The following is a 15,189-nucleotide window of genomic DNA, read 5'->3' as shown; positions in this document are numbered from 1 at the left end:
TAGCCCCACCCTCCCCCACCTCGCAAGATCCGCGCAACTTCGGTGATCCTGCTGCCTCGTCGCCTGGTGAGGCAGCAGCATCCGTGAAGGTGCGCGGATCATGGTGACCCACCGGGTTGGCAGGCCGTCGAGGATCGCGGGTATCGGACCTGGCGTTCGGAGCGAGACGTCCGATGCCCGCCAGACGCACGGTCGGCGCGGCCAGATGATCGTGTGCATGACGACGACACTCAACGACAGGGTCGCCCTGGTGACCGGCGGCTCCCGAGGCATCGGAGCCGGCATCGCACTGCGCCTGGCACAGGACGGGGCCGACGTGGCGCTCACCTACCGGCAGGACGCCGTGCGGGCCGCCATCGTGGTGAAGCAGATCGAGGCGCTGGGCCGCAGAGCGCTGGCGATCCAGGCGGACGGCGCCGACCCGGCTGCCGTACGGAGCGCCGTCGACCGGGCGGCCGGCGAACTGGGCCGGTTGGACATCCTGGTGAACAACGCCGCGGTGTTCCAGGTCGGCGCCCTGGACGAGCTCGGCTCGGCAGAGGTGGAGCAGACCATCGCGGTCAACATCAGGGCACCGTACGTCGCCGCGCGGGCGGCCCTGCGGCACCTGGGTGACGGCGGACGGATCATCAGCATCGGCAGCAACGTCGGTGAGCGGGCCGTCTTTCCCGGGCTGACGCTCTACGCGATGAGCAAGACCGCCCTGGTCGGGCTGACCCGCGGCCTGGCCCGTGAACTGGGCCCACGGGCCATCACCGTCAACCTGGTCAACCCCGGGCCGACGGACACCGACGCCAACCCGGCGGACGGACCGAACGCGGCGGCTATCAGCGGCTTCACCGCCGTCGGCCGGTACGCACGCCCCGCCGACATCGCGGCCACCGTCGCGCACCTGGCCAGCCCCGAGGCCAGTTACGTGACAGGTGCCGTGGTCAACGTGGACGGCGGCTTCACCAGCTGAGACATCCGGGCGGCGTGGCAAGGCTCCTAGTTCGGCGGGGACAGCGCGTCTCCAGATGCCTGGTCGGACTGCTCCTGGCGGGCCTGCGCCTCGCGCGCTTCGCGCTCTGCCATGTCCGCTGCCGTGACGGGGCTGAGAAAGATGAGGACGACAGCCGCGATCGATGCGACCCGGCCTCCGACGCTCATCAGGTCCCAGAACGCGATCTCGTATGCGATGCCAGCCGTGACCATCCACAGCGCGGCCGGCTCAGGTCGGCCGGTGCGGTGAAACAGCAGGTACGCGATTCCGATGAGCGCCAGGAAGGCGAAGTACAGCCAGAGCGCCTCCAGGTTGACGCCCGACTCGGCGGTCTCAGCTCCGGCACCCTGCGCGGAGTCGGAGCCTGGTGGTGCCGGCGTTCGCGGGAACAGCCAGGCTCCGACGGCGATCCCGGCGGACAAGGCGGTGAAGACTGCCCCGGCGATTCCCGCCCAGTCACCCACCGGCCGACGTTCACGTGTTGGCATGCGGCGATGATAAGCATCAAGCGCCACCGATGCCGTACGGCCCGACCGGCCGCCTCGGGTGAGGACCGACCCGCCAGGCGTCGTGACGCCGTGGACAGGTTCCGGTGATCAGCGCGGCGGGTCCTCGCCGGTAAGCCCGTCCACCGACTGGAGTTCGAGGTTAACGAGTCACGGCGCCCCGAGGGGATGTGTTGCACGGCCGCGACGCGGCGCGTCAGCCTTCAGGCGTCAGGGCAGTTCGTAGCCCGCCTCCTCGACCGCGGCCCGCACGTCGACGATGTCGAGGACGCGGGCACTGTTCACCGTGACGGTGTCGTTTTCGACATCCACCACCACGGCGGTCACGCCGGGGATTCGCTCGATCTCGTCGGTGACGAAGCCTGCGCAGTGCCCGCAGGCCATGCCGACGACGCGATAGGTCTGGACGCTCACATCGCCACCCGCCCGTGGCTGCCGGCCTCGACGGGAACCGAACGGGTGAGCATGTGCGCCCGACGCATTCGCCCGTCGACTGCGAACTGCCCGAAGAAGTAAACCTCCACACTGCCTGCCCGCTTCGAGGTCTGGAAGTGCAGCGTGTAGCGGGCGGCGATCCGATTGCCATCTGCTATCGCCTCATGTACCTCCCACCGGGCGTCGGTCTGATGCTTCCGCGCCGGGCGGCTGTGCGCGATGAGCTTGGTGCGGTCCATCAGGTTGCCGTCGGCGAACTGCACAATGTCGGGCGTGTGGTAACGGTCGACGACCATCGCCGGATCCTCGTCGCCGCGAACCAGGTCGTCCATGAAAGAGGTGAAGAAGTTTTCGATGAACTCTTTCGGATTGACGCCCTCAAGACCGTTCATGCCACCCACCGATCAGCCCGCGAGGTATGAATCTTTACAGCTTGTAAATTATCGCCCGCCAACAACTTTGACAAGGCGTAAGAGATGACCGGCTCAGCAGACCGCCACCGACGTGCCGACGCGCGCCGCAACAGCAGCGCGATCCTCGACGCGGCAGTCCGACTACTCGACGCGCAGCCCGACGCGAGCCTCGACGCCATCGCCAGCGCCGCTGGCGTGACCCGGCAAACCGTCTACGCCCACTTCCCGTCCCGTGAGCAGCTGATGGCGGCCGTCGTACGACGGATCACCGACGAGGCCGTCGCCGCGATGGACGCCGCCGACCCCGACAACGGATCCGCCACGGAGGCGCTGATCCGCGTCCTCGAAGCCGGCGCCCAGACCGCCGGACGCTATCCGGCGCTCATCCAGCAGATCGCGTCACTTCCGGTGAGCCCGAACGTCGACGAAGAACGCCACGCACCGGTCGCCGAACGGATCAATCGCGTGATTCGGCGCGGTCAGACGAGCGGCGAGTTCGACAAGGAACTGCCAGCCGGCTGGTTGGCTACGATCACCATCAAACTCGGCCATGCCGCGGGCGAGGAGGTCGACGCCGGCCGCATGTCTCCGGCCGAGGCCACCGAGGCGCTGCGTACCGCCCTGATCAGGATGCTGCGTCCCGGCGCATGACCAGGTGCGAGCACCACCGGCAGGTCGGGCCTCTTCCTGCCGTCCCACTAGACGCAGCAGTGCGACATCTTCGCCGTTGAAGGCGAGCCGGCGCTGCTTCGACGCGGCTGGCTTTCGGCAGATGGTGAAGGGTGGGCGCGGCAGGTTTCGAACCTGCGACCCCCCGCTTGTAAGGCGGGTGCTCTCCCACTGAGCTACGCGCCCGGATCGCCCGTGTGGCGGGCCGGTGGCTGGCAAGCTTACCTGCCCGCCACCGACCCGGGCGCACGGCGTACCCCGGTCAGGTGGTCGTCTCGGCGATGGCCTTGCGCCAGCCCTGCTGGTCGCGGGCCTCGCCCGGGCCGTTCATCTCGGCGAAGCGGACCACTCCGGTCTTGTCGATGACGAAGGTGCCCCGGTTGGCGAAGCCGGCCACGTCGTTGAAGACCCCGTACGCCTGAGCGACGGCGCCGTGCGGCCAGAAGTCGGCCAACATCGGGAACTGGTAGCCCTCACGGTCGGCCCAGATCTTGTGACTGTAGGCCGAGTCGACGCTGACGGTCAGTACCTGGACGTCGTCGTTCACGTACTCGCCGAGGTTGTCGCGCACCTCGCTCAACTCGCCCTGACAGGTGCCGGTGAAGGCGAGCGGGTAGAACACCAGCAGCACGACGCGCCTGCCCCGGAAGTCCGAGAGGCGGACCTCCTGGTTGTTCTGGTCCTTGAGCACGAAGTCGGGTGCTTCGGCACCAACCTCGATGGGCATACGAACTCTCCTCGCTGCTCGGCCACGCCAGCGACGGCGTCGGGGCGGGGGACGGCACCAGCCGGCCACCCGACGGTGGGCGGACCGTCGGGCGAGCGGAGCGGCGCTGGCTACTTCTTGGCCTTGGCACCTCGACGCAGCACCAGACGCGCGCCGCTCCAGTCCCGGCCGGCGTTGACGGTCGAGGTCTGCTGGAGGCCGGCGGTGGGCGCGGACTCCGCGACCTCGCTCGGCTCGACGTGCCCCTCACGCCCCGCCTTCGGGGTGAGCAGCCACACGACGCCGTTGTCGGCCAGCGGGCCGAGGGCATCGACGAGCAGCTCGAAAAGGTCACCGTCGCCGTCCCGGTACCAGACCAGCACCGCGTCGACCACCTCGTCGGTGTCCTCGTCGACCAGATCTCCACAGCGGTCGGTCAGGGCGTCTCGGAGATCCTGGTCGACGTCGTCGTCGTACCCCATCTCCATGACGACCATCCCCGGTTCGATCCCGAACCGGTCCGCCAGGCTGCGTACCCCGTCGGCGGCCTGACCAGCGGTCGCGCTCACTGTCGCGTGCCTCCTCATCTCGTCCCTGCTCGCGGCGTCGGTGCGACGCCGTCAGGCAAAGTCCACACAGTTGTTGGGCTGCGCGCAAGTGGCGCACCGGGTGGAACGGAATTTACCGTGCCAGCAGCGTACGGGCACCGTCGGTAATGGCGTCAGCGGAGACCAGTACGTGACGTGCTGCCGGACCTAATGGTACAAACGAGTCAACTCCCGCCACTCGACGCGCGGCTCCGACATATCCGGCGTCGACCAGCGCGGCGATCACGCCCTCGCCGACCCCGCCGGAGCGGCGCGTCTCGTCCACCACCAGCACCCGGCCGGTCGCCGAGGACTCCCGGATGATGTCGGCCACCGGCAGCGGAGCCAGCCAGCGCAGATCCACCACCCGGGTGCCCACCCCCTCCTCGGCGAGGACGGCCGCGGCCCGCAGCGACATCCGCACCCCGTTACCGAAGGTGATGATGGTGAGGTCGTCGGCCGAGCCGACCTGATAGACCCGGGCCCGCCCGATCGGCACGTGCCCGGCCACCCATTCGCCCGGCTCCGGATAGCCGGCCAACCACTCACCATCACCTTCCGCGTACAGATCGCGGGTGTGGTAGAGCGCGATCGGCTCCAGGAATACGCAGACGCTGCCGTCCACCGCCGCGCTCGCCAGGCAGGTCCGCAGCATGGGCGCGGCATCGTCCGGCCGCGCCGGCACCGCGACCACCAGACCGGGCACATCCCGGAGTACGGCCACCGAGTTGTCGTTGTGGAAGTGCCCGCCGAACCCCTCCTGGTACGCCAGACCCGCCACCCGCACCACCATCGGGTTACGGAACGCCCCCTGCGAGAAGAACCGCATGGTGGCCGCCTCACCGCGCAGCTGGTCCTCGGCGTTGTGCAGGTACGCCAGGTACTGGATCTCCGGCACCGGCAGCATCCCGGCCAGCCCGGCACCGAGGCCCAGCCCGAGCACCGACGTCTCGTCGAGCAGGGTGTCGAAGACCCGGGCCGCCCCGAACCGGTCGCGCAGCCCCTTCGTCACCCCGTACACGCCGCCCTTGGCGGCCACGTCCTCACCGAAGATCGCCATCTGCGGGTGGTCGAGCATCCCGTCGGCGAGCGCGGCGTTGATGCTCTGCGCCAGGGTCATCGGTCCGGCCAGCTCCGGCGGCTTGCCGCCGAACGCCTCCGCGCGAGCGCCCGCCTGCGGCCCACTGGCGCGCGCCGCAGCGTCGGCCACCGCCCGCGCCACCCGCACCGGACGACGTGGGGCCAGCGCCGACACCACGTCGGCCGCGGAGGCCAGCTTCGGCTCGCCCAGCACCTCCTCAGCCAGCCGGCGTACCTGCCAGCCGGTCTCGTCGTACCGGGCCAGCAGCTCCTCGCCGGTCGCCACGCCGGCGTCGACCAGCAGCCGCGCGGTGGCGGCCACCGGATCCCGGTCCAGGTCCGCGGCCAGCTCGGCCGGGCCCCGGTACGCCGACTCCGCGTCCGCCCCGGCGTGCCCCATCAGCCGGACGGTGCGCAGGTGCAGCACGGCCGGCCGCCGGTTGCGGCGTACCCAGGCCGCGGCCTCCGCCGCCACCTCGTACGTCCGCACCGGGTCGGCTCCGTCCGCGCTGAAGTAGCGGATGCCCGGCTTGGCCCGCAGGGTCGCCTCGACCCAGCCCTCCGGCGAGCGGACGCTGATGCCCAGCCCGTTGTCCTCGCAGACGAAGAGCACCGGAATCCGCAGCCCCGCGTGGTCGTACCACCCGGCGGTGTTGAAGGCGGCGGTGGCGCTGGCGTGGTTGACCGAGGCGTCGCCGAAGGAGCAGACCACGATGGCGTCCGGTGGCCAGGGGGCGTGCGTGGCGCCCGCGCCGCTGCCGACCCGCATCCCGGCACCGGTACGCCGCCCGGCGCTGTCGAGCCGGCGCAGCCGCTCCACTGCCAGTCCCATCCCGACCGCGCGGGGCAGGTGCGAGGCGATGGTCGAGGTGGTCGGCACGACGGCCAGGTCGGCTCGCCCGAACACCTTGTGCCGTCCCCCGGCGACCGGTTCGAGGCTGGACGCGACCATTCCGCGCAGCACGTCCCGGGCCGCGTCGGCGTACGCCGCGAACCCGTTGGCGGCCGGGGCCTGTCCGGTCCCGGCCGGCTCCGATCCGGACAGCCGCGGCTCGGCGTCGGGATCACGGGTCGGTGCGTCGTCGACGGTCGGCTGAGTGCCGGTTGACGGTCTGGAGTCGACAGTTTCCGCCGGGGCGGACCGCTCGGAGTCGACAGTTCGGCCCCGGCCGGCGGCCGAGGCCTGGTCGGAGTCGACGGTTCGGCCCAGGCCAACGGCCGACGCCTGGTCGGAGTCGACGGTTCGGCCCAGGCCAGCGGCCGACGCCTGGTCAGCGGCGGCCCGGGAGGGGTCCGCAGTGGCCCCGGAGGGGTCCACGGTGGCCCGGGTGGGGTCCGCCGGAGCCAGGGCCGGGTCGGCAGCGGCCTGGGCGGCCCGGAGGCAGTAGAAGGCACCCGAGCGGTAGTGCAGCAGCGCCGGATCGGTGGGACGCAGCGCGGCGGCGACCGCGGCGTTGCCCTCGTGCCCGGCGGAGCCGAGCGTGTAGAAACCCTCCCCGAAGCTGCGCAACCAGCGGCCGGCCAGGTCGAGCTGCCGGCTGGTCACCTGCGCGTCGAACAGGTCCAACACCTGCCCGCCGGTCAGCGGGGCGTCGTCGGTGACCGGGTCGGCGGGGTCACGCCGCCGCTCGGCGGCCGGCAGCGCCGCCAGCGTCTCCCGGAACCGGTCGTCGAGATCTTGCGGGGTGGTCACGTCGGACAGCATTACCGACGGAAGCTCCGCTCGCCCAGTGGGACACGGCCGGAAGGGTCACGCTCACTGTGGCCCGCAGGGCTCCGCGAAGCCGCCGTCGGACACCTTCCAGACCAGGTCACGAAGGGTACGCAGCTCCCCGTCGCTCAGCCCGGACAGGAGTCGGGAGTCGGACATCACCTCGATCACCCGGGCCCGCACGACGCGGCCCTCCTCGGTCACCAGCAGCGTCTTCTGCCGCCGATCCGCCGGGTCGGTGCGGCGCTCGACCAGCCCGGCCTGCTCCAGCTTGTCGACCAGCACCGTCACGTTCGACCGGTCACAACCCAACTGACCGGCGAGATCCCGGGCCGGCAGTGGATGATCAGGGTCCAGCTCCCGCAGCGCGCGGGCCGCCGCCGGTGTGAGCCCCACCTCGGCGAACGCGCTGCCCTGCCGGTGTCGTAGTGCGTCGCTGACGTGGGCCATCCGGCGCAGCACGTCACCGGCGAGACCAGCCCGATCCGCCCGCCCGCCCACCACGGACCCGCCCTGCCCCGTCACGACCACATAGTACAAAGCACCCCCGCCAACCCACCCCCGCGCGCCCCTCCCCGCGCGCCCACCCTGCGCCCCTCCCCGCGCGCCCGCGCCCCCTCCGCGCCGATCTTGCAGTTTCGGTTGCCTCTACGAGTGGGATGCACCTTATGTCGGGACAGAAAGTGCAAGATCGACGAGATTCGGCGTGGGGGCGGGGCGTGGGGGTGGGGCGTGGGGCGTGGGGGTGGGGCGTGGGGGTGGGGCGTGGGGGTGGGTTAGGCGGGGAGGAAGGAGAAGCGGACTTGGCGGGTTGGGTTGTCGCCGTTGGTGTCGACGAGGCAGATCGACTGCCAGGTGCCGAGCGCCAGGCGACCGCCGAGCACGGGCAGCGTGGCGTACGGCGGGACGAACGCCGGCAGCACGTGGTCGCGGCCGTGGCCGGGTGAGCCGTGTCGATGCCGCCAGCGGTCCTCGGTGGGGAGCAGGTCGTCCAGGGCGCTGAGCAGGTCGTCGTCGGACCCGGACCCGGTCTCGATGATCGCCAGGCCGGCGGTGGCGTGCGGCACGAAGACGTGCAGCAGGCCGTCGCCCTCGCCCGAGACGAACTGCTGGGCCTCCGCGGTGATGTCCCGCACGGTCGGCCGGGACCCGGTCTGGACGGTGATCACGTCGCTGCGCATGCGTCGCATTCTGCCGCAGGGTGAGCTCAGGAGTTGCCGCCACCGCCGCCGGAGTCGCCGCCACCGGACCAGCCACCGCCGGAGTCACTGCCGGACCAGCCGCCGCCGGAGTCACCGCTGGACCAGCCCCAGCCGGACCAGCCTCCCCCGGAGTCGCCGCTGTCGGCCGACTCCGTACCGTCGGAGTTGTCGTGGTCGCCGTCGCGCTGGCGGCCGACGTGTCCGCTCCCGGCGTCCCCGGCGGGCATCGGGTGGTAGCCGTACCCACCGCCACCCGGGTCCGGACGACGGCGACGGCCGCTGGCCTGGCCGCTCGGACGGGCCGCTCGGCTCGCGTCGCGCAGCAGGCCCGCGCCGAGCACGGCCACCAGGGCGCCGAGGGCCACCAGTCCGACCATCGGCAGGTTGCCGGAGGCGAGGGCGACCGCGCCGATGACCAGGCCAACCACCCCGACAACGATCATGCTCGCGGCGACCGCGACACGGCGTCCGTTCATGGCGGCAACGGTAGGACGGGCGGTCAAACCGCTCAGGTTTCGCCGCGTCGTCGCGCTAAGTTACCGGCGGGTACCTGTGTTCAGCATCGCGTCCGGGGCACCTAGACGTGACGAGGGGTGCCACCAGGGGGCAGGATGGCGCTAGAGACCTATCCCACACACAACCGAGGGAACGCCTGTGGCTACGGAACGCAAGCGCCCGGTGATCAGCGACGGCCTACCGAGCCAGCTTCCGGACATCGACCCTGAAGAGACAAGCGAATGGGTCGAGTCGCTTGACGGTGTCATCGACGAACGCGGCGCCAAACGCGCCCGCTACGTCATGCTGCGCCTGCTGGAGCGGGCCCGTGAGCGCCAGGTCGGGGTTCCGCCCCTGACCACCACCGATTACATCAACACCATCCCGTCGGAGCGCGAGCCCTGGTTCCCGGGTGACGAGCACGTCGAGCGGAGGATCCGGGCCTACGTCCGGTGGAACGCCGCCATGCTGGTGCACCGGGCTCAGCGCCCGGAGATCGGCGTCGGCGGGCACATCTCCACCTTCGCCAGCTCGGCGTCGCTCTACGAGGTGGGCTTCAACCACTTCTTCCGGGGCAAGAACCATCCGGGCGGCGGCGACCAGATCTTCTACCAGGGCCACGCCTCCCCCGGCATGTACGCGCGGGCGTTCCTGGAGGGGCGGCTCAGCGAGCACCAGCTCGACGGGTTCCGCCAGGAGCTGTCGCACCCCGGTGGTGGGCTGCCCTCGTACCCGCACCCCCGGCTGATGCAGGACTTCTGGGAGTTCCCCACCGTCTCGATGGGTCTCGGCGGTCTGAACGCGATCTACCAGGCCCGGTTCAACCGGTACCTGCAGCACCGCGGCATCAAGGACACCTCCCAGCAGCATGTCTGGGCGTTCCTCGGCGACGGCGAGATGGACGAGCCGGAGACGCTCGGCGCCATCGGCGTCGCCGCCCGCGAGGAGCTGGACAACCTCACCTTCGTGATCAACTGCAACCTGCAGCGGCTGGACGGCCCGGTCCGGGGCAACGGCAAGGTCATGCAGGAGCTGGAGGCGTTCTTCCGGGGTGCCGGCTGGAACGTGATCAAGGTCGTCTGGGGTCGTGAGTGGGACCCGCTGCTGGCCGCGGACACCGACGGCGCGTTGGTCAACCTGATGAACACCACGACCGACGGCGACTACCAGACCTACAAGGCGGAGTCCGGCGCGTACGTGCGGGAGCACTTCTTCGGCCGTGACGCACGGACCCGCAAGATGGTCGAGCCGCTCAGCGACGACGAGATCTGGAACCTCAAGCGGGGCGGGCACGACTACCGCAAGCTCTACGCGGCCTACAAGGCGGCCACCGAGCACACCGGTCAGCCCACCGTCATCCTGGCGAAGACGATCAAGGGCTGGACCCTCGGCTCGCACTTCGAGGGCCGCAACGCGACCCACCAGATGAAGAAGCTGACGCTGGAGGACTTGAAGACCTTCCGCGACCGGCTCTACCTGGACATCCCGGACTCGGCGCTGGAGGACAACCCCTACCTGCCGCCGTACTTCCACCCGGGCGAGAAGTCCGACGAGATGGCGTACCTGAAGGAGCGGCGCGAGCAGCTCGGCGGGTACCTGCCGTCCCGGCGGACCAGCACGAAGCGGCTGGCCATCCCGGGCCCGGAGCGGTTCGCCGACATCAAGCGCGGCTCGGGCAAGCAGAAGGTGGCCACCACGCAGGCCTTCGTCCGTCTGCTCAAGGACGTGATGAAGGACAAGGAGTTCGGCAAGCGTTGGGTGCCGATCATCCCGGACGAGGCCCGCACCTTCGGTCTCGACTCGATCTTCCCGACCGCGAAGATCTACTCGCCGCACGGCCAGCGCTACACCTCGGTCGACCGCGAGCTGTTCCTGTCGTACAAGGAGTCGACCTCCGGGCAGATCCTGCACGAGGGGATCAACGAGGCCGGTTCGGTGGCCTCGTTCACCGCGGCCGGCTCGGCGTACGCCACGCACGACGAGCCGATGATCCCGATGTACATCTTCTACTCGATGTTCGGGTTCCAGCGGACCGCCGACGGGCTGTGGGCAGCGGCCGACCAGATGGCGCGGGGCTTCCTGCTCGGTGCCACGGCGGGTCGGACCACGCTCAACGGTGAGGGCCTTCAGCACGAGGACGGGCACTCGCTGCTGATCGCCGCCACCAACCCGGCGGTGGTGGCGTACGACCCGGCGTTCGCGTACGAGATCGCGCACATCCTGGAGCAGGGTCTGCACCGGATGTACGGGGAGGCCCAGGAGAACGTCTTCTACTACCTGACGGTCTACAACGAGCCGACGCTGCAGCCGGCTGAGCCGGCCGACGTGGACGTGGAGGGCCTGCTCAAGGGCATCTACCGCTACGCGCCGGCACCTCAGGTCGACGGCCCGAAGGCCAACCTGCTGGCGTCGGGCACCGGGATGCAGTGGGCGCTCAAGGCCCAGCAGCTGCTCGCCCAGGACTGGGGGGTGGGTGCCGACGTCTGGTCGGTGACCTCGTGGACCGAGCTGCGCCGCGACGCGGTGGAGACCGAGGAGTACAACCTGCTCAACCCGGGCGCCGAGGCGAAGGTTCCGTACATCCAGCAGAAGCTGGCCGAGGCGGACGGGCCGAAGGTCGCGGTCAGCGACTTCATGCGTGCGGTACCGGATCTGATCGCCCGCTGGGTACCCGGCGACTACACGTCGCTCGGCACCGACGGGTTCGGCATGTCGGACACCCGGCACGCGCTGCGCCGGCACTTCCACGTCGACGCGGAGTCGATCGTGGTGGCCACGCTGCGGCAGCTCGCCCGCAGCGGCGCGGTGCCGGCCACGGTGCCGGCCGAGGCCGCCAAGAAGTACGCGATCGACGACGTCAACGCCGCCCCGGTCGGCGAGACCGGCGGCGACAGCTAAGAACCAGCAGAACCGCAGAGGGGCCCGGCGCATCCGCGCCGGGCCCCTCTGCGGTTCCGACCCACCCCCCGACCTGGTCGATCATGCAGTTGTGGTGGGGGACGAACCGGCCACTTCCCCTCGAACCAGGCACCACAAGTCCATGATCGACGGAGCGCGGGCGGGGCGGCGGTGGTCCGGGGGCCCTGGTGGGAATCCGGACCACCGCCGTCGCGGGTGACGCCGGGAGGATGGGCGCTCGTCAGCCGACGGCGGCCAGGTCGGTGAGCCGGGCCAGCGAGTCCTCCAGGTCGGCGCCGACCCGACGCAGTCCGAGGCGGAGCATGGCCGCCTTGACCGGGCCGGCCGGCCAGCGGACCACGATGAGGCGCACGATGGTCCCGCCCTCCTCCTCGTCTCCGGTGAGCTGGACGTAGATCTCGGTGCGCGCCTCCGCCCGAGATCCAGCACCCTTGGCCCGCTCCCGCCAGCCGATCAGCGTCGGCTCCTGATAGGCGATCACCTCGGCCTCATGCGCCGAGCCGCGCCCCGCCTGGACGAGCTGTCGCCGCCCGAAGCCCTCTCCCGAGAGCACTTCGGCCGCTCGGACCCCGGCCAGCCAGGCCGGCAACTGCTCGGCCCGCTGCACGACATCCCAGACCACTTCAATTGGCGCCGCCACGTGCGCACTGCGTTCCACGAGGATCATTTCCGTCTTTCCTCCGGTGAGGACATCCCACGATATCGGCACTCTATGCGCTAAATCGGACTTACCCGGACGGGTTCGGAAAAAGACACGCCGATCAACCATTGCGGATTACGCCAGGGCGGCCTATGGCGCATTCATCGAGAGCGCTTTAAAGTCCCGAACACGTTTCACGTTGACCGGGAGGGCGCATGTCGACCGCACCGATGCCCCAGTTCCCCACCGGCTTCCGCTGGGGCGTCTCCACATCGGCCCACCAGATCGAGGGGGCCACCACCGCCGACGGACGGGGTCCGTCCATCTGGGACACCTTCGCGCGCTCCACCGGGCGGATCAGCGACGGCAGCAGCGGCGAGGTGGCCTGCGACCACTACCACCGACACACCGAGGACGTGGCGCTGCTGGCGGGGCTGGGCGTCTCCGCGTACCGGTTCTCCATCGCCTGGCCCCGGATCCAGCCCACCGGCGGCGGCCCGGCCAACCCGGTCGGCCTGGACTTCTACGACCGTCTGGTGGACGAGTTGCTGGCCGCCGGCGTCGACCCGGTGGCCACCCTCTACCACTGGGACCTGCCGCAGCCCCTCGAAGACGCCGGCGGCTGGATGCACCGGGACACCGCCGCCCGGTTCGCCGAGTACGCCGACAAGACCGCCGCCCGCCTCGGCGACCGGGTCCGGCTCTGGATCACCCTCAACGAGCCGTTCATCCACATGAGCCTCGGCTACGGCATGGGTGTGCACGCGCCCGGCCGGATGCTGCTGTTCGACGCCTTTCCGGTCGCCCACCACCAACTGCTCGGGCACGGGCTCGCGGTCGCCGCGCTGCGGTCCCACAGCGCCAGCCCGGTGGCGATCGCCAACAACTACTCGCCGGTGCGGGTGCTCGGCGACCGCGACGCCGACCGGGCCGCCGGGGCCGCGTACGAGGCGCTGCACAACCGGCTCTTCACCGACCCGCTGCTCGGCCTTGGCTACCCGGAGCTGCCCGGCTTCGACCCGAGCGTCATCCACCCCGGCGACCTCGACACGATCGCGACGCCGATCGACGTGCTCGGGGTCAACTACTACAACCCCACCGGGGTACGGGCGGCCGAGGAGGGTTCACCCCTGCCGTTCGACCTCGTGCCGCTGGACGGCTACCCCCGTACCGCCTTCGACTGGCCGGTCGACCCCGACGGGCTGCGCGAACTGCTCGGCTGGCTCCGCCACACCTACGGCGACGCGCTGCCGCCCATCGAGATCACCGAGAGCGGCTGCGCGTACGACGACGAGCCCGACGCCGACGGGCAGGTGGCCGACCCGGAGCGGATCGCGTACCTCGACGGGCACCTGCGGGCGGTCCGGGCCGCCATCGACGACGGGGTGGACGTCCGCGGGTACTTCGTCTGGTCGCTGCTGGACAACTGGGAGTGGGCCGAGGGGTTCACCAAGCGCTTCGGGCTGGTGCACGTCGACTACCCCACCCAGACCCGTACGCCGAAGTCGTCGTACACCTGGTTGCGGGACGTCATCGCGGCCAGCCGGCCGGGGTCCGCGCGGTGACCACCCTCGACCCGACGCCGGCGTCGCTGCCGGCGGCGCTGGCCGAGCCGACGGTGCCGGTGCGGCGGAGCTGGATCGGCTTGATCTTCGCGGCCAACCTCGGCGTCTGGATGGCGTTCTTCACGCCCATCCAGGTGCTGCTACCGCAGCAGATCGAGCAGATCGCGCCCGGCGAGAAGGAGAACATGCTGGCCGTGGTCACCGGCCTCGGCGCGCTGGCCGCGGTGCTGGCCAACCCTCTCGCGGGCGCGTTCTCCGACCGGACCTGCCTGCGCATCGCCGGCCGCGAACTCGGCCGTCGGCACGTCTGGACGGCGGGCGGGGCCGTGCTCGGCGCGGCCGCGCTGGTGCTGCTGGCCCAGCAACGGACCATCCTCGGCGTCGCCCTCGGCTGGGTGGCCGCGCAGGTCTGCTTCAACGCGATGCTGGCCAGCCTCACCGCCGCCATCCCCGACCGGGTCCCGGTGCGCCAGCGCGGCGGCGTCTCGGGGTGGGTCGGCATCCCGCAGGCGCTCGGTTTGGTGCTCGGCGCGGTGCTGGTCACCGCCGTGGTCACCGGCAACGCCGCCGGCTACCTGGCCATCGCCGTGGCCGTCCTGCTGCTGTCGCTGCCGTTCGCGCTGCTCACGCCCGACGAACCGCTGCCGCGTACCCATCGGCCGGCGATCCGGACGCGGGCGCTGCTGGCCTCGATGTGGATCAGCCCCCGCCGGCACCCGGATTTCGCCTGGGCCTGGATCACCCGGTTCCTGGTCCAGTTGGGCAACGCCCTGGGCACCCTCTACCTGCTGTACTTCCTCAGTGACGGGGTGCGCCACCCCGACCCCGAGGGCGGCCTGCTGGTGCTGATCCTGCTCTACACGCTCGGGATGATGCTGACCGCCGTGGTCGCCGGCCGGCTGTCCGACCGTTCCGGCCGCCGCAAGATCTACGTGATCGTCTCCGGGCTGATCATGGCGGTGGCGGCGCTGCTGCTCGCGGTCGCGCCGGTGTGGCCGATGGCGATCGTCGCGGCGCTGCTGCTCGGCGCCGGCTACGGGGTCTACCTCTCGGTGGACGCCGCGTTGATCACCCAGGTGCTGCCCCGGGCCACCGACCGGGCCAAGGACCTGGGTGTCATCAACATCGCCAACTCGGCGCCGCAGGTGCTCGGCCCGGCGCTCTCCGCCCCGCTCGTGGTGTACCTGGGCGGCTATCCCACGCTCTACGCGGTCACCGCCGTGGTCACCCTGCTCGGCAGCGCGTTGGTCGTCAAGATCCGCTCGGTCCCCTGAGCCCG

General features: G+C 70.9%; 14 protein-coding genes, 1 tRNA gene and 2 pseudogenes. 5 read left to right on the top strand and 12 right to left on the bottom strand.

All coding sequences use genetic code 11. The features are described from left to right. Window positions 1-217 precede the first annotated feature (217 nt). The gene (locus ACZ6NZ_RS30470) at window positions 218-961 is read left to right on the top strand and encodes an SDR family NAD(P)-dependent oxidoreductase (RefSeq protein ID WP_465861289.1); all 744 of its coding nucleotides are present in this window, start codon (window positions 218-220) and stop codon (window positions 959-961) included. 26 nt (window positions 962-987) lie between these two features. Here the strand turns inward: ACZ6NZ_RS30470 and ACZ6NZ_RS30465 are convergent, their stop codons facing one another. The 3 genes from ACZ6NZ_RS30465 to ACZ6NZ_RS30455 all read right to left on the bottom strand — a co-directional run bounded on the left by ACZ6NZ_RS30465 (window position 988) and on the right by ACZ6NZ_RS30455 (window position 2,315). Beyond that, window positions 988-1,470 (bottom strand): hypothetical protein, encoded by a 483-nt coding sequence (locus ACZ6NZ_RS30465; RefSeq protein ID WP_465861288.1) that lies wholly within the window; start codon window positions 1,468-1,470, stop codon window positions 988-990. A 228-nt stretch (window positions 1,471-1,698) separates the two neighbouring features. Further along, window positions 1,699-1,902 (bottom strand): heavy-metal-associated domain-containing protein, encoded by a 204-nt coding sequence (locus tag ACZ6NZ_RS30460; protein WP_465861287.1) that lies wholly within the window; start codon window positions 1,900-1,902, stop codon window positions 1,699-1,701. After that, window positions 1,899-2,315, bottom strand: a complete 417-nt coding sequence (locus ACZ6NZ_RS30455) for a nuclear transport factor 2 family protein (protein WP_465861286.1) — start codon at window positions 2,313-2,315, stop codon at window positions 1,899-1,901. The genes ACZ6NZ_RS30460 and ACZ6NZ_RS30455 overlap by 4 nt, the downstream gene beginning before the upstream one ends. 84 nt (window positions 2,316-2,399) lie before the next feature. Between ACZ6NZ_RS30455 and ACZ6NZ_RS30450 the strand changes: the two genes are divergently transcribed. Further along, entirely contained in the window at window positions 2,400-2,987 is a 588-nt protein-coding gene (locus ACZ6NZ_RS30450) for a TetR/AcrR family transcriptional regulator (protein ID WP_465861285.1), read from the top strand. A gap of 132 nt (window positions 2,988-3,119) precedes the next feature. Here ACZ6NZ_RS30450 and ACZ6NZ_RS30445 read toward each other — a convergent pair. The 8 genes and pseudogenes from ACZ6NZ_RS30445 to ACZ6NZ_RS30410 all read right to left on the bottom strand — a co-directional run bounded on the left by ACZ6NZ_RS30445 (window position 3,120) and on the right by ACZ6NZ_RS30410 (window position 8,767). Continuing rightward, window positions 3,120-3,191 (bottom strand) — tRNA-Val (locus tag ACZ6NZ_RS30445). A gap of 76 nt (window positions 3,192-3,267) precedes the next feature. Beyond that, window positions 3,268-3,732 (bottom strand): peroxiredoxin, encoded by a 465-nt coding sequence (locus ACZ6NZ_RS30440; protein WP_465861284.1) that lies wholly within the window; start codon window positions 3,730-3,732, stop codon window positions 3,268-3,270. A 110-nt stretch (window positions 3,733-3,842) separates the two neighbouring features. Beyond that, entirely contained in the window at window positions 3,843-4,280 is a 438-nt protein-coding gene (locus tag ACZ6NZ_RS30435; RefSeq protein ID WP_030330240.1) for a DUF3052 domain-containing protein, read from the bottom strand. 112 nt (window positions 4,281-4,392) lie between these two features. Further along, window positions 4,393-6,363: pseudogene (locus ACZ6NZ_RS30430) on the bottom strand (thiamine pyrophosphate-dependent enzyme); the annotation flags it as partial. A gap of 372 nt (window positions 6,364-6,735) precedes the next feature. Continuing rightward, window positions 6,736-7,083, bottom strand: a pseudogene (locus tag ACZ6NZ_RS30425) (transketolase); the annotation flags it as partial. Window positions 7,084-7,134: 51 nt separating this feature from the next. Continuing rightward, window positions 7,135-7,539 carry a MarR family winged helix-turn-helix transcriptional regulator gene (locus ACZ6NZ_RS30420; RefSeq protein ID WP_366609041.1) on the bottom strand — a complete coding sequence of 135 codons (405 nt, stop codon included), beginning with the start codon at window positions 7,537-7,539 and terminating at the stop codon, window positions 7,135-7,137. Between the two features lie 326 nt (window positions 7,540-7,865). After that, entirely contained in the window at window positions 7,866-8,270 is a 405-nt protein-coding gene (locus ACZ6NZ_RS30415; RefSeq protein WP_465861283.1) for a YjbQ family protein, read from the bottom strand. 26 nt (window positions 8,271-8,296) lie between these two features. Continuing rightward, window positions 8,297-8,767 carry a hypothetical protein gene (locus ACZ6NZ_RS30410; protein ID WP_465861282.1) on the bottom strand — a complete coding sequence of 157 codons (471 nt, stop codon included), beginning with the start codon at window positions 8,765-8,767 and terminating at the stop codon, window positions 8,297-8,299. Between the two features lie 178 nt (window positions 8,768-8,945). Between ACZ6NZ_RS30410 and aceE the strand changes: the two genes are divergently transcribed. Beyond that, entirely contained in the window at window positions 8,946-11,684 is a 2,739-nt protein-coding gene (gene aceE, locus ACZ6NZ_RS30405) for a pyruvate dehydrogenase (acetyl-transferring), homodimeric type (protein ID WP_465861281.1), read from the top strand. A gap of 241 nt (window positions 11,685-11,925) precedes the next feature. Here the strand turns inward: aceE and ACZ6NZ_RS30400 are convergent, their stop codons facing one another. Continuing rightward, window positions 11,926-12,372 carry an SRPBCC family protein gene (locus tag ACZ6NZ_RS30400; RefSeq protein WP_210783445.1) on the bottom strand — a complete coding sequence of 149 codons (447 nt, stop codon included), beginning with the start codon at window positions 12,370-12,372 and terminating at the stop codon, window positions 11,926-11,928. A gap of 188 nt (window positions 12,373-12,560) precedes the next feature. Here ACZ6NZ_RS30400 and ACZ6NZ_RS30395 point away from each other — a divergent pair, with 188 nt between their 5' ends. Both ACZ6NZ_RS30395 and ACZ6NZ_RS30390 read left to right on the top strand, forming a co-directional pair. Beyond that, entirely contained in the window at window positions 12,561-13,910 is a 1,350-nt protein-coding gene (locus ACZ6NZ_RS30395) for a GH1 family beta-glucosidase (protein WP_465861280.1), read from the top strand. After that, window positions 13,907-15,184, top strand: a complete 1,278-nt coding sequence (locus ACZ6NZ_RS30390; RefSeq protein ID WP_465861279.1) for an MFS transporter — start codon at window positions 13,907-13,909, stop codon at window positions 15,182-15,184. The genes ACZ6NZ_RS30395 and ACZ6NZ_RS30390 overlap by 4 nt, the downstream gene beginning before the upstream one ends. The last annotated feature ends 5 nt before the right edge of the window (window positions 15,185-15,189 follow it).

The organism is Micromonospora sp. NPDC047756, assembly GCF_055587245.1.
Note: the sequence above shows the minus strand (reverse complement) of the source record. Positions and strands in the feature narration are given on the sequence as shown.